Origin of the sequence: Streptomyces sp. x-19 (assembly GCF_046549115.1) — a bacterium.
In the GTDB taxonomy this organism is placed as follows: Bacteria; Actinomycetota; Actinomycetes; order Streptomycetales; family Streptomycetaceae; genus Streptomyces; species Streptomyces albulus_C.
Map to the genome: position 1 here is coordinate 76,262 of NZ_JAJPWK010000028.1, position 22,065 is coordinate 98,326.

The window sequence follows — 22,065 nt, forward strand, 5'->3', positions numbered from 1 at the left end:
ACCATCGCCGTCAGTCGTCGCCGCTGCCGACCACGGCGACAGCCTGTATCTCCACCACCAACTCGGGGAGCGCCAGCTGGCTCACACCGACCGCGGTCCACGACGGATACAGCTTGGGGAGATATTCGTCTTTCACCTGGCTGAACACCTCCATGTCCCCGCGGAGGTCGGTGTGGAAGGTCGACAGGTCGACGATGTCGGCCAGGCTTGCTCCCGCGCCCCGGAGGGCGGACTTCACGCCTTCGAACGCGAGCCGGGTCTGGGCCTCCACTCCGTCGGCGGGCGTCAGGGTGGCGGTGTCGATCCCGACCTGTCCCGACACCCAGACCGTGTCGCCGACACGTGTCGCCTGCGAGAAGTGCAGCGTGTCGTAGATCGCCTGCGTGGGGGGCGGGTTGATCAGTTGACGCTTCGTGTCGTGGGTACTCATGACGGGGTCCTTTTCAGACGAGCTTGCGGAAGAGGGGCGAGCGGAACGGGTCGCCCGGGTTCAGCTTCGCCATCTCCTCGACGAAGAGGACGCCGTTGCGGGCGAAGGGGTGCCCCTCGACGTCCGGCAGGGAACGGAACACCGCGTCGTCGCCGAAGAAGCGGAGGACCAGCGTGTGACGGTCCGGGCAGCCGGCGTCGACGGCGGGGCCACTGTGCAGCGAGCGGGGGTGGATCACGACAACATCGCCGGGCTCGGTCGCCCACGAGGCCACGTCGTGGGCATCGGGGTCGAGCGCGCGCTCGACTTCTACGTCCGGCAGGCGGGGCAGGGAACCGTCACCGAAGAGGGGCTCGGTCGGGTCGTCGGGGTTCGCGAAGGTGGTGCCGTCGTACTGGGCACCCTGATGGGAGCCGCGGACGACCTCCAGCGAGTACTGCTTGGTGAGCGGCTGGAACGTGATCCACGCGTTTCCCCAGTGCTGGCCGGCCCACGGCAGGTAGGCGGTGTCCTGGTGCCAGGCGCTGCGGGCGCCCTTCCCTCCGGCCTTGAGAAACACTTCCTCGGCGAAGTACCAGACGTGCTTCGAGCCCCACAGCTCGGCGAACAGCCGGCCGAAGGGCAGCGAAGACACCAGATCGTCCAGCCGGTCCTTGGCGAGCGGGTTGGCGTTGTCGACGAGCGACTGCTGCTCGGTCCCGTCGAAGAGCTGAGCCGCGTGTGGCGACGGGTTGGCCACGGCCCAGTCGAACGCCTCGCGACACTTGTCCAGCTGCGCTTCGTCGAGACAGCCCTTGATCAGGGTGGCGCCGTCGTTCCGGAACGCTTCCCGCACTGACTTGTCCATCCGTAGTCCTTTCTTGTAGCGGGAGTTGTGTGAACGGCAGGGGGCCCAGGGGAGGGTCCGAGGACCCCCGGAGGGGTGCGGTCAGCCACGTAGTGCGGAGGCGAAGACCCTCGGCAGGGCGGACCGGCGGGGCGCCGCGGCGAAGTCGGCGAGGAGCCGGCCCGTGGTGTCCGCGGTGCGGTTGGTGACGAACCATGGCGGCCTGGGAGGCATGACCGGCTCGCCGTGCAGGATCGCCCGGGACGCGGGGCGGAACGGCCCCCGCACGACCGTGCGTTCCGGCCCGTCCAGGAGGAGCGCGTTGTGCCCGACGCCGATGCCGCTCTGCACGTCGTCGAGAGTATGGCCCGGGTAGGCGCCCCAGGTGGCCGTCGCGGTCAGATAACCAACGCCGGGCCATGCGTTCAACGCCACGGTCCCGTAGCGGAGTGCGGCGATCGCGTCGTCGGGTGCCGGGCCGAGTGGGGCGACGGTGCGCGGATGCGCGATCAGGTTCGCGCCCGGTGTGCCGGTGAACGTCTCGTTCGCCGTGCGCACCGCGTCGTCGAGGAACTGATGTGGCGAGCCGGGCAGTTCGAGGACGGCGAGGACCGGGGCGAAGTATGCGCCGTCCAGCGCAGGGCCGGGGTCGGACAGGGCGGCGCGCAGATGGGCCGGGAGGCGGTCCTTCTGTGCCCAGGCGGAGCTGATGACGACGGCCAGGCTCGCCACGCAGTCGTAGGCCACCACCCGGTTGGTCGCGTGCAGCTCGTACACGACGTCGAGGATCGGGGTCGAGGTGATGTTCCCCGCGCCGAGCACGACGCCGACGCCCTTGGTCTCGGCCGGGCGGAGCAGCGCGAGGCCCGCGCGGCTCCGCACCGTCTCCTTCGTGACGCCCGGTGGCATCCGCAACTCGGCGCTGAAACCGTTCAGGAGCAGCTGGTCCCAGATGCTGTGCGGCAGGACTCGGACCGAGACCCGCCCGCCCGGCGCCCGGCCGAAGGAGAAACCGTCGACGGGACTGCGGCTCTCCTCCAGGGCCTCGACGCTTGCGGCGAGCGCGCCCAGGGAGGTCTGCACCGGGTACGGGCCGGTGATCCATTCCTCGCCGACCGGCGGGCTGTCCTTCGGCAGCTTCTTGTGCGCGACGGCCGCATGTACCCATGCCGCCGCGTGCTGGGTGGTGGCCGCGTGGATCTGGTGCAGTAGCTCACGCCGCTTCGCCCGGTCGCAGCCGGCCCAGGCGGTCTCGCCACGGACGAAGTCGTCAACGGCCCGGCCGAGTTCCCTCACCTGCTCGGTGGACGGCTGCGACGTCGCCATCACCCGACTCCCTTGATGAGGTCGGCCGCCTTCTCCGCGGCCATGATCGTGGGCGCGTTGGTGTTGCCGCGCGGCACCGTCGGGAAGACGGAGGCGTCGACGACCCGCAGGTCCGCCACGTCGTACACGCGCAGTTCGGGGTCGATGACCGAGCCGATGGCGCAGGTCGACGTCGGGTGGTACAGCGTCTGGCCGATTCTCCGTGCCCAGTCGAGGATGTCGGCGTCGGAGGAATCGGGGGCCGGCACTTCGAACGGTCCCGTGGCGACGTCGGTCACCGCCTGCTGCGCGGCTATGTCCAGAGCGATCCGGACCCCGGCGACGATGCACTCCTGGTCCTCCGGCGTCACCAGGTAGTTGTGCACGATCCGGGGCGCGGCGTGCGGGAGCGGGGAGCGCAGGGTCACCGCGCCGCGGCTCGTCGGGGCGAGCACGAGCGGGCCGAAGGAGAAGCCGTGCTCGGTGGCCGCGCCGAGCCCCTCCTGGTGGAAGAGCACGGGCGCGGCGTGGAACTGCACGTCGGGGGCGTCCAGTTCGGGACGGCTCCGGAAGAATCCGCCGGCTTCGCCGATGTTGGACGTCAGCGGGCCGCGCCCCTCGCTCTGCAGCAGCGCGGTGTTCTCCGCGGTGGCCGCGCTGATCAGCGACTCGGCGTCGGTGCGGAAGTTCAGCATCGCCATGTAGTGGTCCTGCAGGCCCTGGCCGACCGGAAGGTCCCGCACGACGTCGATGCCGAAGGCAGTCAGGTCGGCGGCGGGGCCGATCCCGGACAGCATCAGCAGCTTCGGGGATTCGTACGCACCGGCCGACAGGATCACCTCTCGCTCGGCGCGGATCACTTCGACGGCACCGCCGCGGTCCACCTCCACGCCCGTTGCCCGGCCGTTCTCGATCACCACTCGGCGGGCAAGAACCGAGCACAGCACGGTGAGGTTCGGACGGTCGCGGGCGGGGTGCAGGTAGGCGACGGCCGCGCTGCAGCGCTGGCCGCCCCGCTGCGTCAGATGGTAGCGCCCGACGCCGAACTGGTCCTCGCCGTTGAAGTCGTCGTTCGTCTTGTATCCGGCCTGCTGGGCGGCCTGCACGAAGAGCGAGGAGAGCGGATGCCCAGACCTTCCCTCGCTTACCGTCAGCGGCCCGCCCACACCGTGGAAGTTGTCCTCGCCGCGCTCGTTGTCCTCGGCGCGCTTGAAGTACGGCAGCACCTCGGCGTACGACCAGCCCGTGGCCCCTGCCGCGGCCCAGCCGTCGTAGTCGGCGCGGCTGCCCCGGATGTAGATCATCGCGTTCATCGAGCTGGAGCCGCCGACCACCTTGCCCCGGGGCAGGTAGGCCCGCCGTCCGCCGAGGCCCGGCTCCGGGTCGGTGTCCAGGTCCCAGTCGAGGCCGGACTTGAACAGCTGGGGGAAGGCGGCCGGGATGTGGATCTCCTGAGCCGTGTCGGGGCCCCCGGCCTCGACCAGGGCCACCCGGACCTCGGGGTTCTCCGACAGTCGCGCCGCGAGGACACAGCCCGCGGATCCGGCGCCGACGATGACGTAGTCGTACATGCTCATCCCGTCCCTGTGAACGAAGAATGCGTGGTGACGAACGACGTTGTGGCGAGAGAAGAGTGGAGAGCTCAGGATCGGACGGGTCCTACGCCCGGGGAGCCCGGTGACGTCCCCGATGCCGGGGCATCCGAGCCGGATCCAGGGTGTGCGCGAGGAATGCGAGTTGGTCGGCCAGCACTCGCTGCTGCCCCGGCCCGGCGTACACGTCCAGATGGTCGACGGGGTACTCGCGCAACTGCGCCCCTTGACCGGCCTTGCGGGCGGTCCGCCGCGCCGCGTCGGGCGGCGCGATGCGGTCGTGCGTGCCGACCTGCACAAGGACCGGGCACGCCAGCCGTCGGACGAAGGCGGTCGGGCGGTTCGGCCCGACCTTCAACGCCGCGCGAGCACACACCTCGTTGCGGAACGTCGGGCCGGCGAACGACGCGCAGATCTCCAGAGCGCCGGGGACGCTCATCATCGCCAGCGATCCGGGCTCCCCGACGACCGGCACGTGGTGCGGCGTTCGCGCGGTGAGGGCGCGCGCAGCGTCACGCAGCCCGTGCCCGGCCAGGCGGCACAGCCGGCCGACTCCCGCATAGCGCACGACCTGCGCCAGTGAGGCGAGGCCGTCCGTCACGGGCGTCAGCGAGACGACCGCCGTGACACGGCCGTCCTGGGCCGCGACCACGAGGGCATGACCGCCGGAGTACGACGCGCCCCACAACACGATCCGGTCCGGATCGACGCCGGGTAGGCGCCGGGCGGCCGCGACGGCCGCGTGATAGTCCTGCCGCTGACGCCTGACCGAGACATCCTGGCGGGGTGTGCCCTCGGAGTCGCCGAAGCCGCGGTAGTCGAAGACGAACGCGTCGATGCCGGCGTCCGCAAAGGGCCCGGCGTAGTTCAGCAGGCCGCTGTCGCGAGTGCCGCCGAAGCCGTGCGCCATGACCACGCACGGTCGGCCGGCCGCACCGGCCAGTGCGTCGGTCGTGGCCGGGACATGCCAGGCGGCGCAGTTGCTGCCGCGGCTGGTGAAGGTGAGGTCCGTCTTCATTGCGCTCCTCCGGACCGGGGCGCCGGCGGAGCCGGCTCGACGGCGGTGAACTTCAGTGCGCTGTCCTCAACCGGTCCCTCACGAAGCCGCTCGACGTCCTTTTCGTAGGCCATCTCGACCGTCCAGGGGCCGTTGGCCCCCGCTCGCGGGAACTTCGCGATCCCCCGGTGGACATAGCCGGCGCTCAGCTCCATGAACGGTGCCCGCTCCATGCCCAGATCGTTCAGAACCGGCTCGACGGTGCCGTAGCCGTGGGAGTCCATGTGGTCGAGCAGCCGGCAGAAGTGCTCGCAGACCAGATCCACCTTCAGCGTCCAGGAGAGGTTCGTATACCCCAGGGCGAACGCGAAGTTGGGCACACCGCTGAGCATCATCGCCTTGTAGGCCGTCGTGTCCGGCGGATTCACCTTTTGGCCGTCGACGCTGAGCTGGATCTTTCCGAAGGGTGACATGGTGAGCCCGGTCGCGGTCACGATGATGTCGGCGGACAGCTCCTGCCCCGACTCCAGCAGGATGCCCGCCTTGGTGAACCGTTCGATCCGGTCGGTGACCACCGAGGCCCGTCCGGTCGAGATCGCCTTGAACAGATCGCCGTCGGGCACCACGCAGAGCCGCTGGTCCCACGGGTCGTAGCGCGGGGTGAAGTGGGTGTCGACGTCGAAGTGCCGGGGCAGTTGCCGGCGCACGTTGGCGATCAGCAGCCTGCGCATCAGTTTCGGAGCGCGCCGGCATGCCGTGTAGATCCCGCGGGTGACCATGATGTTCTTGCGCCGGACGATCCGGTGAGCGCGCTTGTGGCCGAGCACCCGGTTCAGCGCGTTGGTGATCGCGTCTTCGGCCGGCGCCGAGAGCACATAGCTCGGCGAGCGTTGCAGCATCGTCACGTGACCTGCCGTGCCGGCCATCGACGGGATCAGCGTGATGGCCGTGGCGCCGCTGCCGATCACGACGGCGCGTTTGCCCGTGTAGTCCAGATCCTGAGGCCAGTGCTGCGGGTGGACCACTCGGCCTTCGAAGTCCTCGACACCGGTGAACTCGGGCGTGAAACCCGCCTCGTAGTCGTAGTAGCCGGTTCCGAGGAACAGGAATCGTGCCGTGAATCTCGTCTTCTTCCGGCTGCCGGCCTGCTGGGCGGTGACGATCCACCGTCCCGTGGACGAGGAGAACTCCGCGCCGAGCACCCGGTGGCCGAGGCGGATGTGCCCGGTCAGTCCGTGCTCGCTGACGGTTTCCCGCAGATAGTCAACGATGAGGTGCCCGTCGGCGATCGACTTGCGGTGTGTCCACGGCTTGAATCCGAAACCGAAGGTGGGCATGTCCGAGTCCGACCGGATGCCGGGGTACCGGAACAGGCTCCACGTGCCGCCGATCGCGTCGCGCGCCTCCAGGACCGCGAACGATGTGGCCGGGCGGCGGGCTTTGAGGTGGCTGGCCGCGCCGATGCCCGAGATTCCGGCGCCGATGATCAACACATCGACATCCACGGGCCGTGTCTGGCTGATGCTCGTGATCGTCACAGGCATCTCCTTTCCGCGGTGGTGAGGGGCTGCGAGGCGGTGGCTGCCGCCACTCAGTCGGTGCCGGGGGAGCTTCGGCCGAGCTCGGCGCGCGCGAGCGCGTTCTTGTGCACCTCGTCGGGGCCGTCGGCGAACCGCCCCGCCGTCGGTGACCGGCGTCTGACCGGTCCTCCATGCCCTGGTGACCCTCCCCGGTCCCGCGACTGGCACCGGTGACGATCGCGGTCTGTCCCGCGAATCTGTTGGCCATGGGTTCTCCTCGACGGGGCTGGGTGGGTCAGTGGCGTCCGTCAGCCAGCGCCGCAGCGATGTTCCGGGCGGCACCGGCGCCGGATTCCATGGCACCCTCGATCCCTCCGACACCCAGCGGCGCGATGTCGCCACCGGCGAAGTGGATTCGCCCGTGAGGCTCTCGCATCTGCGGAGCGGCCTGGGTCAGGTTGCCTGGCCGGTGATGGGCCCACGTTCCTTGGGAGAAGTCGTCGCCGACCCAGTCGTGGCCGGCCGTCTCGAGTACGTCGATGTCGGGGACGAAGGTCCGCAGTGCAGCCTGCACGCCCTCGCGGTCCTCGGCGTCGATGGCCGAGGCGTCGGAGGCGAAGCACACGACGAGCGTGTCGTCCTCGTGCCGGTGCTCGACCCTGGCGGTGTTGACGGGGTTTTTGCCGACCGGGGCAAAGGCGCAGAAGGGCTCGATCTCTCCCCTGACCCGCGCCCAGATCTTGGCGGTCTTCATCGGGTGCTTGTGATCGATCATGGTGCGCACCGGCTGGGCGACGTCAGGGGTAATGGCGACGTCGCCCAGCGTGTTGAGCGGCAGTGCGACGACGGCCGAGCGTGCCCGGATCCGCTCACCGCTGCGGGTGGTCACGACGACACTGGATCCGTCGTCCTCGATCGCGCTGACGGGCGTGGACAGGCGGAGATCGGCCTTCGATTCACCGAGGATGGCGTCGATGAGCCTCTTGGTTCCGCCCTTGATCGGCCAGAAGCCGGCGGTTTCCAGGAACGCGCCCCAGTCCCCGAAGGCCGTGGCCGCCCAGAGAAGCATCTGTGCGACGCCCTGCTCGCTGTAGGAGTGGACCAGCGTGGACAGCGCCCCGTCGAGGAGGTCCCTGTCGTAGGCCGACAGATTCAGCGAGTCGAGCCGTCCTCCCAAGGTCTCCTTCTCGATCGCGGTGTTGTCGACGGCGGAAAGGTCGACCGGCAACGGGAACCGAGTCCGCGCGTCGGCGAAGAACCGGGCCACGAGGGGGCTGACGGCGCTGTCGTACTCAATCTGGCTGCCGGAGTGCACCATGCCGTCGGCCAACCAGTACACCCTCTCGATGCCGAGCGGCAGCGACAGCGGGATGTGGTGACGCTGGAGTTCGCGCCACACGTTCGGCTGGGTCCAGTGCACGTACGTGCCGCCGAACTCCATCTGGCGACCGAACACTTCGCTGGTGAAGGTCCTTCCCCCGACCCTGTCGCGCCCTTCGAGGAGGATCACCGAGTGGCCCTCCAGGGTGAGGTCCCGCGCGGCGGTGACACCGGCGAAGCCCGCGCCGATCACCACGACATCACAAGCACTGTTGGGCATAGCCCGCTCCGTTCTGTTGTCCTCGCCGGATGTACGCAGCGCAATCGCGTTGCGATCGGTTCGACCAAGACGCGAGATTCGATCTCGAATCGAGTTCGAGTTTATGGCGCGCCAGGGGACTGTCAAGCCGTACGACAAGGAAGTTCGGGCCACATCGCTGATACGATCCCGAATCGTGTTCGAGAAAAATCCGACAACCCAGGCATCGGCTCGCCCGGCGGTACAGCGCCGCGGGGTGGAGCGGAGACAGGCCATCCTCGACGCCGCCGAAGGGCTGCTCGGCGAGAAGGGCTACGAGGCCGCCACGCTCAAGGCGATCGGCGAGCGGGCGGGCATCCCGATCGCCTCCGTCTACCACTACTTCTCCGACCGACATCAGGTCGAGGCCGAGCTCCTGCAGCGCCATGCGCGCGAGCTCGACGCACTCATCAGCGCCGCGCTGGACAGATCCCCACCGCAGACGCTGCGGGACGCCGCCGACGCCGTCATCGACCCCTTGCTCGACTACTTCCGACGGCATCCCAGCTGTACCGAGCTGTGGTTCTCGGGGAACAGGTCGACAGTCGGCGAGCTGGTCCGCGCATTCGACGAGGCGCAGGCCGAGCGGATCTGGCGCCTTCTCATCGAGCGGGAGCTCGTGCCCGCCGACACTCCTCGGCTCGTCCTGCAGCTCACCTTCGAGGCGGGCAACCGGCTCTTCGACATCGCGTTCCGGCGTTCGCCGGCCGGTGACGACACGACGATCGCCGAAATGCGACGCTTCGTCAGCGCCTATCTCGAAACCTACGCCTCGGGCGATGCGTGAGCGGCGGCGACGTCGATCCGGCCCCGGTCCCCGAAGAGGACGGCTCCAACCTTCTCCCCCATCACGCCGTCGGGCACGGCGAGGGCCACGGCGTCGGCCGCCCCTGGAGCTGACAGCAGCACCGCCTCGGCCTCTGCGCTCGACACGTTCTCCCCACCGCGATTGATGATGTCCTTGATCCGGTCGACGATACGGACACGGCCCGCTGCGTCGACCCGGACGATGTCACCGGTGCACAGCCATCCCCCTCCCCCGGCGGCCACCTTCCCCCTTACCGGGGGAACGCCCACCGGCTACGGCCTCACTGGCGGAGGTTCCCCCACCGTCCACGATCGGCTCCGCGGTGGCCGCCGGTCTGCGCCAGTACCCGGTGGTCACGTTGACGCACCGCCGTACGCGACCGTGCGCACCCCGGACACGTCGGGCGTCGGCGAAATCCGGGTGCCGCGAGAGCAGGGAGTACACGGCGGGCACGGTCACCATGAACGAGATCCGCTCTGCCGCCAACGCCCTTGTCAGCTCCGGCAGATCGAGCGCGGGCATGATCACCGAAGTCCCACCGACGTATGCCTCCGACGATCCCCGCACTGCACCCGCAACGCCGTGGGGCATGACCCTCTCCGTTCTGCTGCGGGAGCGAAGGTGGAAGAGCTCCGCGCGGCGAGCGATTGCGGCCGATCGGTTGGATTGACACCACCCCACCACCCCCCATAAAGTCGAATTCGATTCGAGATCTGGTTCTGCCTGCCTGTGCTGAGCCTTACCGCGACGCGGACTCCCCGCGTGTGCACGCCACGCGCACGGGCCGGAGCGAGTCATGGTCAACCGGTGATGCGGCAATGACGTCGGGGACCAGGCTCAGACCGATCTCTCTGCTGTGATCGCACGCTGCCCTCGCCCTTGTCGGCAGGTTCCCCAAGAGCAAGCCGATGGCGTCAACGAGTGCCGCAAGGCGCTCCGTTGCGATCGCGGTCCGACTTCGAAACCAGGATCTTCAGGATCCGAGACGGACAGTGGTGCTTGACGTGACGGAATCAAACGATGGTTCGCAGACTCGCGACGCCGCAATCATCGGCTGTGGATTGACGGGTGCCGCTCTGGCGCGGGCGTTCGCGAGGAGCGGGTACTCGGTGGCGGTCTGGAACAGCACTCCCGAGCGGGCGGATGCCCTCGCCGGCGAGGGCATCACGCCGGTGCGCGACGTCGGTGAAGCCGTGCGGTCGTCGCCACTGGTCGTCGACTGTGTGTCGACCTACGAAGCTACGCACTCGGCACTCGGCCCCGCCGCCGACCGGCGCGGTGCCACGCTTTTCGACACCTACGCCGCAGGGGCCAGCGCCGGCCTGACCGTCATGCGAGGAGCCGGACAGCGAGCCCGCGTCCTCGCGGCGGCCACCGAGAACCTGGCGTTGGCCGAGGCTGCGGGCCTGGGCACGCTCGGCTTCTCCGCCCAGACCAAGGTCATCGGCGGCGCCGACGCAGTCGAGGAGGTCTGAGATGACCAACGAGGGAATCACCTACTCGGCTTCCAGCGGCTGGATCGATCCGCCCACCGACGTCATGCCGGCGCTACGGGGCGAGCTCACGTGCGATGTCGCCGTCGTCGGCGGTGGGTACGCCGGCATGGCAGCGGCGCTGCGGCTGGCCGAGCGGGGTGCCGATGTCGTGCTCCTCGAAACCGGGTTCTGCGGCAGCGGGGCGGCCTCGCGCAACGCCGGACAGTTGACGGGGGCACCAGCGGGTGACCCCTCGGTCCTGAGCACGTTGTACCCGCGCCGCTTTCGCAACCTCCTCCGCCTCACCGAAGGAGCCGTCCACTTCGCCGAGGAGTTGATCGGGCGGCTCGACACCGACTGCGAATACGAGCCGACGGGCAACATCGGGGCCGCCGTTTCCACGGGACAGCTGCGCAAGGCGAGGCGGAACGCCCGGATTCTCCAGAAGGCAGGGGCGGACGCCGAGTTCGGAGACAGGCATGACCTCGGACTGCCGGAAGCGTTCCCCGGTGGCGTCCTGGAGCGCGCCGGGGGCCTGTTGAACCCCGGGAAGTTCGCGCTCGGTCTCCGCGAGGCGCTCCTCGGGTCGCAGGCGAGGGTGTTCGAGCAAACCGCCGTGCGAGCCGTTGAGCCCCATGGCACGGGAGTCGTCGTCACGGTGCCGGGCGGGCGCATCCGCGCCGACCGGGTCCTCCTCGCCACCAATGCCTACTCCCGCGAACTTGCGATCACCCCGAAGCGGCTGGCCACCCCCCTCTGGGTCAGCATGGTCGAGACCGAACCGATCAAGCCCGGCCGTCTGGAGGCGACCGGCTGGACGAGCCGGTCCGGCATCGCCACCCAGCACAACCTCATGCAGAGCTTCCGTCCCACCGCGCGCGGCACGATCGTGTTCGGTGTTCGCCGGCTGCAAGCGACGCGAGGAGCGGCGGGCACTCGTGAGCCGGACCCCGCGGTCGTGGCGGACCTCGCCCGCGGCTTCCACGACCGCTTCCCGTCCCTTCGCGACGTCAAGCTGCAACGGGCGTGGGGTGGGTGGGTCGCGCTGACGTCGTCGTGGCTGCCGGTCGCCGGACAGGCCGCGAAGAACGTCTTCTACGCCATGGCCTGCAACGGCCACGGCCTCGCCCAGGCGCCGTACGTCGGCACGATGCTCGCCGACCGGCTCGCCGGCGGTGCGCTCCACGACGACCTCGGAGCCATCTGGCAGGAGCGGTCGCGGTTTGTCCCCTCGCCCGTCTTCAACGCTCCGACGCTGCGTGCCATTTGGGCGGTCGACCGGCTGTCGGATCGCCTCGGCTCGAAAACGGGTCACAGCGGCTGACGCAAGGGGCCGAGTGCGGTGACGCCCAGGCCGGGACGACCGCCGGGAATCGGGCGTCCCGGTCGGAGACGGGCAACGGAACTTGTGGAGACGGGAAAGCGAGAGACAGCGATGAGCGTCAGCGCACACGGCGAGGCCGTCGACGCGGGTGGCGTCGCCGTCTCGGCGCCGGAGATGCAGCAGAACGACGCAGGAACGGCGGATCTTGACAGCGTCGCACCGGCGCCCCTTAAACTCGAAGTCGATTCGATTTCGACTTATGCGCTCTCGGTCCCCCGAGCCGACAGCGACACGGATACCGCCGCGCACATGTACGGCGACGACAACGGAACGGAGAGGGCCATGGTCAACACTCGCCCCTGCCGGGGCGGTTTTCCCACGCCGACAGCCTGCGGGGCTCCCGTCGGTCCCTTCAAGGGCATGAGCCCCAACGGCCTTGCAGTGCGGACGGCTCAGGCGGTCCGCACCCACAGGGGAAGGGGCTGACCCGTGATCTCGACTCGCTTCACCGACCTGTTCGGAGTGGACCACCCCATCGTCTGCGGCGGCCTGACCGGCGTGGGCACCGCGGAACTCATCTCCGCGGTGGCCGAGGCCGGCGCGCTCGGGTTCCTCACGGCCCTCACTCAGCCCTCGCCGGAGGCGCTGGCGCGGGAGATCGCACGATGCCGGGAGATGACGGATCGGCCGTTCGGCGTCAACCTGACCATCCTGCCCACCCTCAACCCGGTGCCCTATGCGGAATACCGGTCGGCCATCATCGACAGCGGCATCCAGGTGGTCGAAACGGCCGGCAGCAACCCGGCAGAGCACGTGGCCGCCTTCAAGGCCGCGGGGGTCAAGGTGATCCACAAGGCGGTGGCCGTTCGGCACGCCGTCAAAGCGCAGTGTCTCGGCGTCGACGCGGTCAGTGTCGACGGCTTCGAATGCGCCGGACATCCGGGCAACGAGGACGTCCCCGGCCTGGTGCTCATTCCCGCCGCCGCACGGCAGCTGGACGTCCCGGTCATCGCCAGCGGAGGCTTCGCGACCGGCAGCGGGCTGGCCGCCGCCCTCGCGCTCGGGGCGTGCGCCATCAACATGGGCACCCGGTTCGTCGCCAGCGCGGAAGCGCCGGTGCACCGCAACGTCAAGGACCAGATCGTCGCCAATGACGAACGGGCCACCCAACTGGTCTTCCGCGAGTTCGACAACACCGCGCGGGTCGCACGCAATGCGATATCCGAGGAGATCGTCGCCCGGTCACGGCGCCCCGGAGCGAGCTTCGACGACGTCGCCGATCTGGCCTCGGGTGTCCGGGGCCGGACCCGCGTGCTGGAGCAAGGACACCTGGACGACGGTCTGTGGTGGGCCGGTCAATCGCAGGGGCTCGTCGAGTCCGTCGCCACATGCGACGAGATCGTCACCGGAATCGTGGCCGACGCTGAAGAGATCATCGGCCGACTCGCCGTACTTCCCAGGTGAATCCGGCTGCCGCCGACGACGGAAACCAGGAGCCCGTACCCATGACGTGGACCACCCTCCACCACCGACTCGACGACGGAATCCGCACCGTCACCCTCGATCGGCCCGGCCACCTCAACGCCTTCACGCCGACGATGGCCGAGGAACTTGAGCGCACATTCACCGAGGTGAACGACAACGACGACGTGCGGGCCGTCATCGTCACCGGCGCGGGAAGGGCCTTCTGCGCCGGAATGGATCTCGGCACCGACGGCAACGCGTTCGGGCTCGACGAGTCGCGCACCCCCACCCTCGCCGACATGGGCGATCTCGACAGTCCCGACATTCGCCGGGTGCGGGACACAGGAGGCAGGGTCACCCTGGCGATCCATGCCTGCCGCAAGCCGGTGATCGCCGCGATCAACGGCCCCGCGATCGGGATCGGGGCGACCATGACGCTGGCGATGGACGCACGACTCATGTCGCCAACGGCTGGGTACGGCTTGGTCTTCGGCCGCCTGGGCATCACGCCCGAAGCCGTATCGACCTGGTTCCTTCCCCGCCTGGTCGGCATGGCCAAGGCCTTGGACCTGATGTACTCCGCCGACATCCTCGACGCCGAAGCCGCCGCGGCGGCCGGCCTCGTTGACGCGGTCCACCCACTTGAGAACCTGATCGAACAAGCCCGTGCGTTGGCGGACCGATGGACCGCGGGCCGGTCGCGCGTGGCGACCGCGCTGACCCGTCAGATGTTGCACCGCAATGCGTCCCTGCAACATCCTGAGGCGGCGCACCGGGTGGAATCCCTGGCCATGTTCTACTCCAGCATCGGCGACGGCGCCGAGGGCGTGTCGGCATTCCGCGAGAAGCGCTCCCCGCACTTCACCCAGCGGGCCTCGAACATGCCGCAGTTCTACGACGACTGGATCGCTGCGACCACCTCCTGAACGGGCTCCCGCCGTCCGGAGCCGATCGGGACCGGACGGCCCCACCGCCCTCGTCCACATGATGGCCCGGAGCACAGCCTGGCGGGTGGCCTGCCCGGCTGCGGGCCGATGCCCGATTCCCCTCCCGCCCCGAACACGGTGTGCCGGCGCCATCGCCCGAGGCCGCTGACACCACAACTCCGGTAGGCAAGACAAAGGACGCTCGTCACGTGCAGGACCAGGAAGCAGCCAACATGACCGCCCACGCATCCGTCCGACCGGCAACCGGATCCCCGGCATGACCGTCTGCCTGGTCCTGCTCAGCGCCGTCGCCCTGACCGCCGCCGTACCCGCGCCCCGCGCGCTCACCCGGGCAGCCTGGCCCGAACGGGAACCCGTGACGGCCCTGTGGGCATGGCAGTGCCTGGTCTCCACCGCCCTGCTCTGCTGTCTGAGCGCACTCGCTCTCGGCGCGGCCGCCGTCGTCCGCACCGTCCGTGACCACGTCTTCGCCCCCGCGCCCCCCGCCGTCGCCGCCGCCCACGGCCTCTCGGCGGCATCCACCGCACCTGCCTGGACCACCGCTCTCACCGTCGTGCTCGCCGCGGGCGCGGCATGGACAGCCGCCGTACTGGCCCGCGAACTCACCGGGGCCCGGCGACGGCGGGGAGCGGCCCACGCACTGCTGCGCGAACGCGCCCCCGAGCTGCCCATCGGACTCCCCTCGGCGCGTGGCCCGATGCTGGTGCTGGAAGACGCGTACCCCCGCGCCTGGTGGCTGCCCGGCCGCCCCGCCCGACTCGTCGTCACCACCGGAGCGCTGCGCCGGCTCACCGACCACCAACTCAACGCCGTCCTCGCCCACGAAGGCGGCCACGCACGCGCCCACCACGACTGGCTACTCCACCTGTCCACCGCCCTCGCCACCGGCTTCCCTCGCGTCGCTCTGTTCACCCGCTTCTGCGATCAGACCCACCGCCTGGTCGAACTCGCCGCCGACGACACGGCCTCCCGCCGCTGCGGGCGCCTCACCACCGCCCTCGCCCTCGTCGAACTCAACCAACACCGGGGCGTCTTGTCCGGCAACGGCCACCGCCTCCTCGACGAACGCGTGAACCGCCTCCTGCAACCCCCGCGCAGACTCGCACGTCCCCGACGAGGGCTCATCGCTGCCGTCGCCGCCCTGATCCCCTTTGTGCCGCTACTGATCACCTTCTTGCCCGGTCTGACGACAATCCCCTGACGGAGACCAGCACCAGCACCGGCACCGACGGCGACGGCGACAGCGACAGCGACAGCGACAGCCGCATCCCGCCGGGCCTCATCCGCCCTTCGTGCCGAAGCTCCGGCTCCGGCGTGGCCGGCCCCAATAGCGAAGCAGTTGGGATAGGCATGACCCGCGGCACCGGATGTCATCAGCGTCCAGCATTCCGATGGTCATACGCGGAGGACTTCTTCGTGAATCACTGGCTCTCCGAACGCCGTCGGTCGGCGTTCAGCGGTCTCACCGCGGCCTGCGCGGCGGTGGTCCTGCTGCTTCTCACCCTCAGCGGTGCGGTGCTGAGGCTTTCGCCGTCAGACTGTGGCGTGGTCGTGCTGTTCGCCTACCTGTGCCCCTATCTGTGCGTCACTTTGATCGCCTTCTCGAACGCCTCTCCGGCTCGGATTCGCTCCTGGGCCCGGCGTGAGACGCGGGGCACGATCACCCAGCGATGGCTGCTCGGCACCGCGCCGGGGCCTGGGGCGTCGATCTTCATCGCCGCGGCCGCGTTGCTGGTGGCAATGGTGTGGCTCCCCGGATACATCGGGAGCGTTCTTTCCGTCGTGCCTCGCGCACTGGTGGCGCTCTCGCTCGTCGTCATCGCCTGGATCTGCGTGGTGGTGGCGTTCGCCGTCGCCTTCCAGGCCGACAATCTCGTCGAGGACGAACAGGGGCTGGAGTTTCCCGGCACGACGTCGGTGGCCTGGGCCGACTACGTCTACTTCGCCCTGTCCGTCATGACGACATTCGGCACGACCGACGTGAACGTCACCTCGCGGGAGATGCGGCGAACCGTGTCGGCCAACGCGGTCATCGCGTTCGTCTTCAACACCGTGACGGTGGCGAGCCTCGTATCCGCTCTCAGCAGCGGCTGAGACGTCGCGGCGGGGTCCCGGCGGCCGGTCAGGACGGGGACTTCTCCTCAGACGTCCGGTCGATCGTGACGGACCGTTCCCCGTCTCCCTTCATCGCTTCGACCTCGCTCTTGAGGATCCGCGCCGACCTACCGAGCGAGCGCGCCATGTCCGGAAGTTTCTTGGAGCCGAATACGAGGATGCTGACCACGACCAGGACCACCAGGTGCCACGGCTCAAGCGCGTTGCGGAACATTGAGTGCTCACATTCTGGACTTGCGGGGAAGCCGGACGGGATCTCCGGCAGCGAAACACAAACTCGACATGGATTCGAATTCGAGTTTGATCGTAACCACCCGCAAGGTGTTGTCAAGTTCCCGTCCTGGACCGCGGAGACAGGCCCCAAGAAGCTCGACCGCCCGCACCGGACTCACAGACGAGGTACGCGCTCTCCACCACCTGCGCCGGTGTCGAGGCGGTGACATCGACGAGCTGCCCGTCCAACGGCCCGCCGATCAGCTCCCGGTGGAGCTGACCGCATCACGGCAAGTACGTCAATTCTGGTGCACGTGGGCGAAATTGGGGGCTGCGATCAGCCGCGTTTGGCAGGCTCGCGCGGGCGGCTGACGTCTCGGTGTGCGGATGGCCGATCGGGTGGTGAGCCGCGCAACCCAGCTAGCCGCGACGCCCTGCCGCCGCCGGAAAGAGCTCCAGGGCCCGGCGCCCGACCCGGTCGGCCTCGTCGCCGACCAGTGCCCCCGAGTGCCGCAACGCCTCGATGTTGGCAGCCATCGTGGCATCCGTACTGCAGGGCACCCCACAGTCGGCGCCGTACACGAGGTGGTCGCGCGGGACCATGGTGAGCGCCGGGGCGAGGCTGGCGTCCATGCCGGAGGCCGCGGTGTCGAGATAGAGCCGGCCCAGGTGCTGCCGGATCTCGTCGCGGGTGATCCGCTGCGGGTTGGGCACCCAGGCTTCGGTGCCGAGCAGTTGCAGCCTCCCGGACAGTGCGGGCAGCGCGCCGCCCGCGTGGGCGAGGATCAGCGTCAAGTGCGGGTATCGTCGAAAGACACCCGCGTACAGCATCCCGACCACGCAACGCGCGGTCTCGAAGGCCACCTCGATCAACGGGACGGGGTGTCCCAGCACCGGGGGCAGGTAGGCGTTCGGGTGAGCAAAGACGACCGCTCGTCGGCGGTCGAGTTCGGCCCACACCGGCTCCAGGCGCTCGTCTGCGAGGTATACGCCGTTGTAGGCGGTGCTTACGGCGTACCCGTCGGCGTGCAGCTCCGTGTCAGCTCGCTCGATCTCGGCGAGGGCCACCTCAGGGTCGTCGGTGGGTACGGCGGCGAGCAGTCCGAACCTGCTCGGGTGTTCGGCGACGACCTTCGCCCCGTAGTCGTTGGAGCTCCGCAACTCCGTGTGCTGTGCGGGGATGTTGCTGAGCATCTGCATCGCGATGCCCGTGTGGTCCAGGTAGTCCAGCGTGGACTCGGGGCTCCAGTAGTGCGGTTGCGGAGCCATGAAGCGCTGCTCGCGCATGGCTTCCCACCGCGCGATCCGCTCCCGCTCGGTGATGGGTGGTGTGAAGTGGCCGTGCACATCGACCCAGCCGTCGACCGAGGTCATGGTGCCTCTCACTTTCCGCTCGCTTCTTCTTCGATGTCGCTGACTTCCAGTGCCGGTGCCCAGCGGGGGATCGGGGCGGCGCCCGTCGGGATGCGCAGGGTCTTGCTGTAGCCGAATTCGTGCAGCGTCTCGCGGGCGTGCTCACGGCCGAAGCCGCTGGCGCCGATGCCGCCGAAGGGAGCGCCGACGAAGGCGCGGTTGTAGTGGTTGACGAAGACCATGCCGCACTCGATGGCTCGGCTGACCCGCATCGAACGCTCGGCGTCGGTGGTGAACACGCCCGCAACGAGGCCGAACTGGGTGTCGTTGGCGATCCGGACCGCCTCGGCCTCGTCGTCGAACGGGATCAGGGCGACCACCGGGCCGAAGATCTCCTCCTTCGCGATCCGCATGTCCGGGCGCACGCCGGTGAAGAGCGTCGGGCGCACGTAGTGGCCGTCCGCCAGCCGGGGGTCGTCCGGGAGGGGTGCCTGCGCGGCGATCGTGGCACCTTCGGCCACGCCGACGTCGAGGTAGTCGAGCACGCGCCGTTGCTGCTGCCGGGTGACCAGCGGGCCGACGTGCGTACCCGGGTCCGCGCCGTCACCGACGTTCAGTCGCCGGACCGCAACCCCGACGCGTCGGGCCACCTGCTCGTAGACGCTCGACTGGACCAGTACCCGGGATGCCGCGGTGCACGCCTCACCCTGGTTGAACCAGCCGCCTTCGACGATCCAGGGGATCGTCGAGTCGAGGTCGGCGTCGTCGAAGACGATCAGCGGGTTCTTTCCCCCCAGTTCGAGCAGGGCGGGGGTGAGGTTGTCGGCGGCCGTCCGCAACACGGTGGTACCGGTGGCCGGAGCGCCGGTGAAGGAGATCTTCTTGACCAGCGGATGGGCGACGAGTGCCGCGCCCACCGGGCCGCCGCCCGGGATGGCGTGCACGACGTCGTCGGGGAGGACCGATCGCGCGATCTCGACCACCTTCAGCACCGACAGCGGCGCCTGCTCCGGCGGCTTGAGCACGACCGCGTTCCCGACCGCGAGCGCCGGGGCGAGCTTGCCCGCCGTGTGCAGGGGCGGCCAGTTGAACGGCACGATCGCCCCGACGACCCCGTAGGGCTCCAGCGTCGTGACGTCGAGGAGCGCTCCGCTGTCGTGTACCGCGCCAGGCAGTGCCGCGGTCAGCCCCGCGAAGAGTTCGAAGATCGCGATCGTGGCCTCGAGGTCGAACCGGCGTGCCTGGGTGAACGGCTTGCCGTTGTCGCTCGTCTCCAGTCGGGCGATCTCGTCGGCGTTCTCCCTTACGGCGGCGGCGATGGCGTGCAGGTACTTCGCGCGCTCGTGCGGGGGTCGTGCCTTCCATGCGAGGTGGCCTGCGTATGCGGCGTGCACCGCCGCGTCCACCTCCTTCTCCCCTGCGCCCTGAACGGTGGCGATGGGCGTTCCGGTGGCGGGGTTTTCGACGGTGAAGCGGTCGGCCTGGTCGTGGGAGGACCAGTGGTATCGCAGGGTCTCGCAATCCGTGGATGCGTTCATGGTTCTTCCTCGGCGAATGAAACGGATGGTGGTGTCGGGCCGGTCAGCGGTCGACCAGCGTGGGTCGCGCCGGGGTGGGCGCCAGATGGAGTCGTACGGCGTTCTCGCTGGCGACGGCCGAGATGGTGGCGCTGTCGAGCCCCGCGGCGTGCAGCCGCGCGACCGGATCGGGGACGCCCATGTCGAAGGGGTGGTCGGAGCCGAGCAGTACGTGATCCGGGCCTGCCGCCTCGATCAGCCTCACCAATGCCTGCGGCTCGTAGACCAGAGAGTCGAAGAACAGTCGCGGCACGTAGCTGCTGGGCCGGCACTCGGTGGTGCGGGCTTCCGGGCGGTTGGCCCAGGCATGGTCGGCCCTGCCCAGCATGCCTGGCAGGTAGCCACCGCCGTGGGCGGCGAGTATCCGGAGCCCGGGGAACCGGTCGAGTACGCCGCCCACGATGATGTGGGAGAGCGCGACCGCGTGCTCGACCGGCTGGCCGACGCTGTTGGCCAGGTACCAGCGAGCCAGCCGAGCGTCGAGCGTGCACCCCCAGGGGTGCAGGAAGACCACCGCTTCCAGCTCGACGGCACGCTGCCACAACTCGTCGTAGCGGCGGTCGGACAGCTCCAGCGGTGCGCGGCCAGCCGGGCCCGGCGCGTGCGAGGACAACGCGACACCGCGCAAGCCCTGCCGGAGCACCGCGTCCTCCAGCGCCGCTGGGGCAAGCTCCGCGAACTGCTGTGGCACGACGCCGAGGCCGGTGAGCCGGTCCGGGCGGAGCGCGCAGTGTCCGGCCACGGCCTCGTTGGTCGCCCGGGCGACCTCGGCGGCGAGTGCGGGGTCGGGGATCCAGTGGTGGAACTGGGTCGGTGTGACCGAGACGACCTGGGCGCCGACCCCCATGGCGTCCATCGCGCCGAGCCGAGACTCGACGTCGACCAGGAGCGCCAACTGGTCGCGCAGTCGCACCGCGCCCACCGCGACGGATGCGGCGCCGAGACGCCGGTCCGCCAGCTCCACGTGCTCGGCGTGCCCCGGCCGGCCCGCGACGAGAGCCTCGACCGCGGCTGCCCACAGATGCGCGTGGACATCGACAGTGGCCTGCATCGGTTTCCTCCGTAACGTTCGGCGGCAACTTCAGCCTGCTGCCGCCAACGTCCAAAAGGAAGCCAATCTTTGCCATACCCGGTATAGACGACGTCGATGTGCTGCGCGTCAGGCCCCCGCGATGTCGTGCAGGCAGTGACGCAGCCAGCTGTGGCCGGGGTCGTCGTCGTGCACCGGATGCCACCAGAACGCCTCGATCAGCGGGACCGCGTCGAAGGGGCAGTCGAGCACCCGGAACTCAGGCCCCGCGGCGACCAGCGCCGCAACCTTCTCCTGTAGCAGTGCCACGGCACCGGACGCCCGGACGAGCTCCGGCACCACCAGGAACGACTCCGCCACCGCGATCACCCGTGGTATGACCCCGAGCAGTTCCATCTGCCGCCACGCCGCGGCCCGCCCCAGCCGGTCCGCGAACGTCGCGACCCACGGCAGCGTGCGCAGATCGTCCATGGTGAGCCGGTCGCCCACCGCCGTGTTCTCCGCGGCGGCCACGCACACCCACCGATCGGTGTGCAGATCGATCGAGCGCGGCAGGTTCAGATAGCCGTGCGGCATGAACACACCGTCCACCGTGCGCAGGTACTCCTCGTCGTCGCCGAGCGCCCGCGCCGTGACCGGCACGAACCGCACACACGCCTGCGGCGCCTCGGCCGCCACCCGGGCCACCAGCCGGGCGCCGACCGTGCCGACACCATGGTCGGAGGAGACCACACTGAACGTGCGGTGGCTGGTCGCCGGGGTGAACTCCGCCTGCGCGGCGAACACCCGGTCGACGGCAGCCACCGCGGTGCCGGTCAGCGGGCGCAGCTGTTCGGCGAAGCGGGTCAGCCGGTAGTGGTTGCCTCTGCGGGTGAGCAACTCGTCCCCGAAGTGGCGTCGCAACCGCGCCAACGCACTCGACAGCGTCGGCTGACTGCGCCCGAGCCGCGCGGCAGCGCCGGTGACGCTCCGTTCGGTCAACAGGGCGTGCAACGCCTGGAGTTGAGTGGACTCCGGCCCCAAAGACGACAGCGCGTCGTGTTCCGGGCCGTCCTCGTCCCGGCCACGCGCCGCACCCACCGCGTTCTCGGTCACCTGTGCCTCCAACCGATGGCTTGTCAGAGAACGGCCGTCCCGGCGGCGTCCTGTCGGTTGTTGTCGATGTTCACTACAGCGTGACAGGCATCCGTGGTTCAAACGTTCTCACCGGATTCGGATCCAGCTCGGGGACGTGTTGTGAAAATGATCGAGCTCGCTGCCTGACAGCTCACAACCCACGGATGGCTTCGGCCAGGTCAGGGCCGTAGGAAGCCCAGGAGATGACTGAGCCGTCGGCGTCCAGCTGTGTCAACGGTCAGGGCGACTGCCCCGGTGGCGGACTTGATGACCCACGCACTGGCGGACATGAGAACTCCCCGCGGACACGGGATTTCCCCACTGGCTCCGCGTGATCCTTCTTGGGCCGTGGGTC

21 protein-coding genes are annotated in these 22,065 nt (G+C 69.5%); 8 read left to right on the plus strand and 13 right to left on the minus strand.

Annotated elements, in window-relative coordinates:
* Positions 1 to 10: 10 nt before the first annotated feature.
* The 7 genes from ACLJT4_RS36495 to ACLJT4_RS36525 form a co-directional block, all read right to left on the minus strand.
* A complete protein-coding gene (locus ACLJT4_RS36495; protein ID WP_411129155.1) occupies positions 11 to 430 on the minus strand; it encodes a RidA family protein in 420 nt (139 codons plus the stop codon).
* Positions 431 to 443: 13 nt separating this feature from the next.
* Positions 444 to 1,277 (minus strand): phytanoyl-CoA dioxygenase family protein, encoded by an 834-nt coding sequence (locus ACLJT4_RS36500; protein WP_411129157.1) that lies wholly within the window; start codon positions 1,275 to 1,277, stop codon positions 444 to 446.
* Positions 1,278 to 1,358: 81 nt separating this feature from the next.
* Positions 1,359 to 2,582, minus strand: a complete 1,224-nt coding sequence (locus ACLJT4_RS36505) for a hypothetical protein (protein WP_411129159.1) — start codon at positions 2,580 to 2,582, stop codon at positions 1,359 to 1,361.
* Positions 2,582 to 4,138 (minus strand): GMC family oxidoreductase, encoded by a 1,557-nt coding sequence (locus ACLJT4_RS36510; protein WP_411129161.1) that lies wholly within the window; start codon positions 4,136 to 4,138, stop codon positions 2,582 to 2,584. The genes ACLJT4_RS36505 and ACLJT4_RS36510 overlap by 1 nt, the downstream gene beginning before the upstream one ends.
* Before the next feature lie 82 nt (positions 4,139 to 4,220).
* On the minus strand, positions 4,221 to 5,171 hold the full coding sequence (locus ACLJT4_RS36515) for an alpha/beta hydrolase (RefSeq protein ID WP_411129163.1): 951 nt from the start codon (positions 5,169 to 5,171) through the stop codon (positions 4,221 to 4,223).
* Positions 5,168 to 6,694 carry a flavin-containing monooxygenase gene (locus ACLJT4_RS36520; protein ID WP_411129199.1) on the minus strand — a complete coding sequence of 509 codons (1,527 nt, stop codon included), beginning with the start codon at positions 6,692 to 6,694 and terminating at the stop codon, positions 5,168 to 5,170. Before ACLJT4_RS36520 ends, ACLJT4_RS36515 begins: the two co-directional genes overlap by 4 nt.
* Before the next feature lie 271 nt (positions 6,695 to 6,965).
* A complete protein-coding gene (locus tag ACLJT4_RS36525; protein WP_411129165.1) occupies positions 6,966 to 8,270 on the minus strand; it encodes a flavin monoamine oxidase family protein in 1,305 nt (434 codons plus the stop codon).
* A gap of 175 nt (positions 8,271 to 8,445) precedes the next feature.
* Between ACLJT4_RS36525 and ACLJT4_RS36530 the strand changes: the two genes are divergently transcribed.
* Entirely contained in the window at positions 8,446 to 9,075 is a 630-nt protein-coding gene (locus ACLJT4_RS36530) for a TetR/AcrR family transcriptional regulator (protein ID WP_411129167.1), read from the plus strand.
* Here ACLJT4_RS36530 and ACLJT4_RS36535 read toward each other — a convergent pair.
* On the minus strand, positions 9,054 to 9,338 hold the full coding sequence (locus tag ACLJT4_RS36535; RefSeq protein WP_411129169.1) for a hypothetical protein: 285 nt from the start codon (positions 9,336 to 9,338) through the stop codon (positions 9,054 to 9,056). The genes ACLJT4_RS36530 and ACLJT4_RS36535 overlap by 22 nt on opposite strands.
* Positions 9,339 to 10,004: 666 nt before the next feature.
* Here ACLJT4_RS36535 and ACLJT4_RS36540 point away from each other — a divergent pair.
* The 7 genes from ACLJT4_RS36540 to ACLJT4_RS36570 all read left to right on the plus strand — a co-directional run bounded on the left by ACLJT4_RS36540 (position 10,005) and on the right by ACLJT4_RS36570 (position 16,400).
* Positions 10,005 to 10,571 (plus strand): NAD(P)-binding domain-containing protein, encoded by a 567-nt coding sequence (locus tag ACLJT4_RS36540; protein ID WP_411129171.1) that lies wholly within the window; start codon positions 10,005 to 10,007, stop codon positions 10,569 to 10,571.
* A gap of 1 nt (position 10,572) precedes the next feature.
* Positions 10,573 to 11,895 (plus strand): NAD(P)/FAD-dependent oxidoreductase, encoded by a 1,323-nt coding sequence (locus ACLJT4_RS36545; protein WP_411129173.1) that lies wholly within the window; start codon positions 10,573 to 10,575, stop codon positions 11,893 to 11,895.
* Positions 11,896 to 12,006: 111 nt separating this feature from the next.
* A complete protein-coding gene (locus ACLJT4_RS36550; protein WP_411129175.1) occupies positions 12,007 to 12,381 on the plus strand; it encodes a hypothetical protein in 375 nt (124 codons plus the stop codon).
* A gap of 3 nt (positions 12,382 to 12,384) precedes the next feature.
* Positions 12,385 to 13,359 (plus strand): NAD(P)H-dependent flavin oxidoreductase, encoded by a 975-nt coding sequence (locus ACLJT4_RS36555; protein WP_411129177.1) that lies wholly within the window; start codon positions 12,385 to 12,387, stop codon positions 13,357 to 13,359.
* A gap of 41 nt (positions 13,360 to 13,400) precedes the next feature.
* On the plus strand, positions 13,401 to 14,285 hold the full coding sequence (locus ACLJT4_RS36560; RefSeq protein WP_411129179.1) for a crotonase/enoyl-CoA hydratase family protein: 885 nt from the start codon (positions 13,401 to 13,403) through the stop codon (positions 14,283 to 14,285).
* Between the two features lie 277 nt (positions 14,286 to 14,562).
* Positions 14,563 to 15,507, plus strand: coding sequence for a M56 family metallopeptidase (locus ACLJT4_RS36565; protein ID WP_411129181.1), 945 nt, complete (start codon positions 14,563 to 14,565; stop codon positions 15,505 to 15,507).
* 215 nt (positions 15,508 to 15,722) lie between these two features.
* Positions 15,723 to 16,400, plus strand: coding sequence for a DUF1345 domain-containing protein (locus tag ACLJT4_RS36570; protein WP_411129183.1), 678 nt, complete (start codon positions 15,723 to 15,725; stop codon positions 16,398 to 16,400).
* A 28-nt stretch (positions 16,401 to 16,428) separates the two neighbouring features.
* Here the strand turns inward: ACLJT4_RS36570 and tatA are convergent, their stop codons facing one another.
* The 5 genes from tatA to ACLJT4_RS36595 all read right to left on the minus strand — a co-directional run bounded on the left by tatA (position 16,429) and on the right by ACLJT4_RS36595 (position 21,689).
* Positions 16,429 to 16,635 carry a Sec-independent protein translocase subunit TatA gene (tatA, locus tag ACLJT4_RS36575; protein WP_411129185.1) on the minus strand — a complete coding sequence of 69 codons (207 nt, stop codon included), beginning with the start codon at positions 16,633 to 16,635 and terminating at the stop codon, positions 16,429 to 16,431.
* Positions 16,636 to 17,054: 419 nt separating this feature from the next.
* Positions 17,055 to 18,008 (minus strand): amidohydrolase family protein, encoded by a 954-nt coding sequence (locus ACLJT4_RS36580; RefSeq protein ID WP_411129187.1) that lies wholly within the window; start codon positions 18,006 to 18,008, stop codon positions 17,055 to 17,057.
* Positions 18,009 to 18,016: 8 nt separating this feature from the next.
* On the minus strand, positions 18,017 to 19,525 hold the full coding sequence (locus tag ACLJT4_RS36585; RefSeq protein WP_411129189.1) for an aldehyde dehydrogenase family protein: 1,509 nt from the start codon (positions 19,523 to 19,525) through the stop codon (positions 18,017 to 18,019).
* Positions 19,526 to 19,568: 43 nt separating this feature from the next.
* A complete protein-coding gene (locus tag ACLJT4_RS36590) occupies positions 19,569 to 20,615 on the minus strand; it encodes an amidohydrolase family protein (protein ID WP_411129191.1) in 1,047 nt (348 codons plus the stop codon).
* 108 nt (positions 20,616 to 20,723) lie between these two features.
* Positions 20,724 to 21,689, minus strand: a complete 966-nt coding sequence (locus ACLJT4_RS36595; RefSeq protein WP_411129193.1) for a LysR family transcriptional regulator — start codon at positions 21,687 to 21,689, stop codon at positions 20,724 to 20,726.
* Positions 21,690 to 22,065 lie beyond the last annotated feature (376 nt).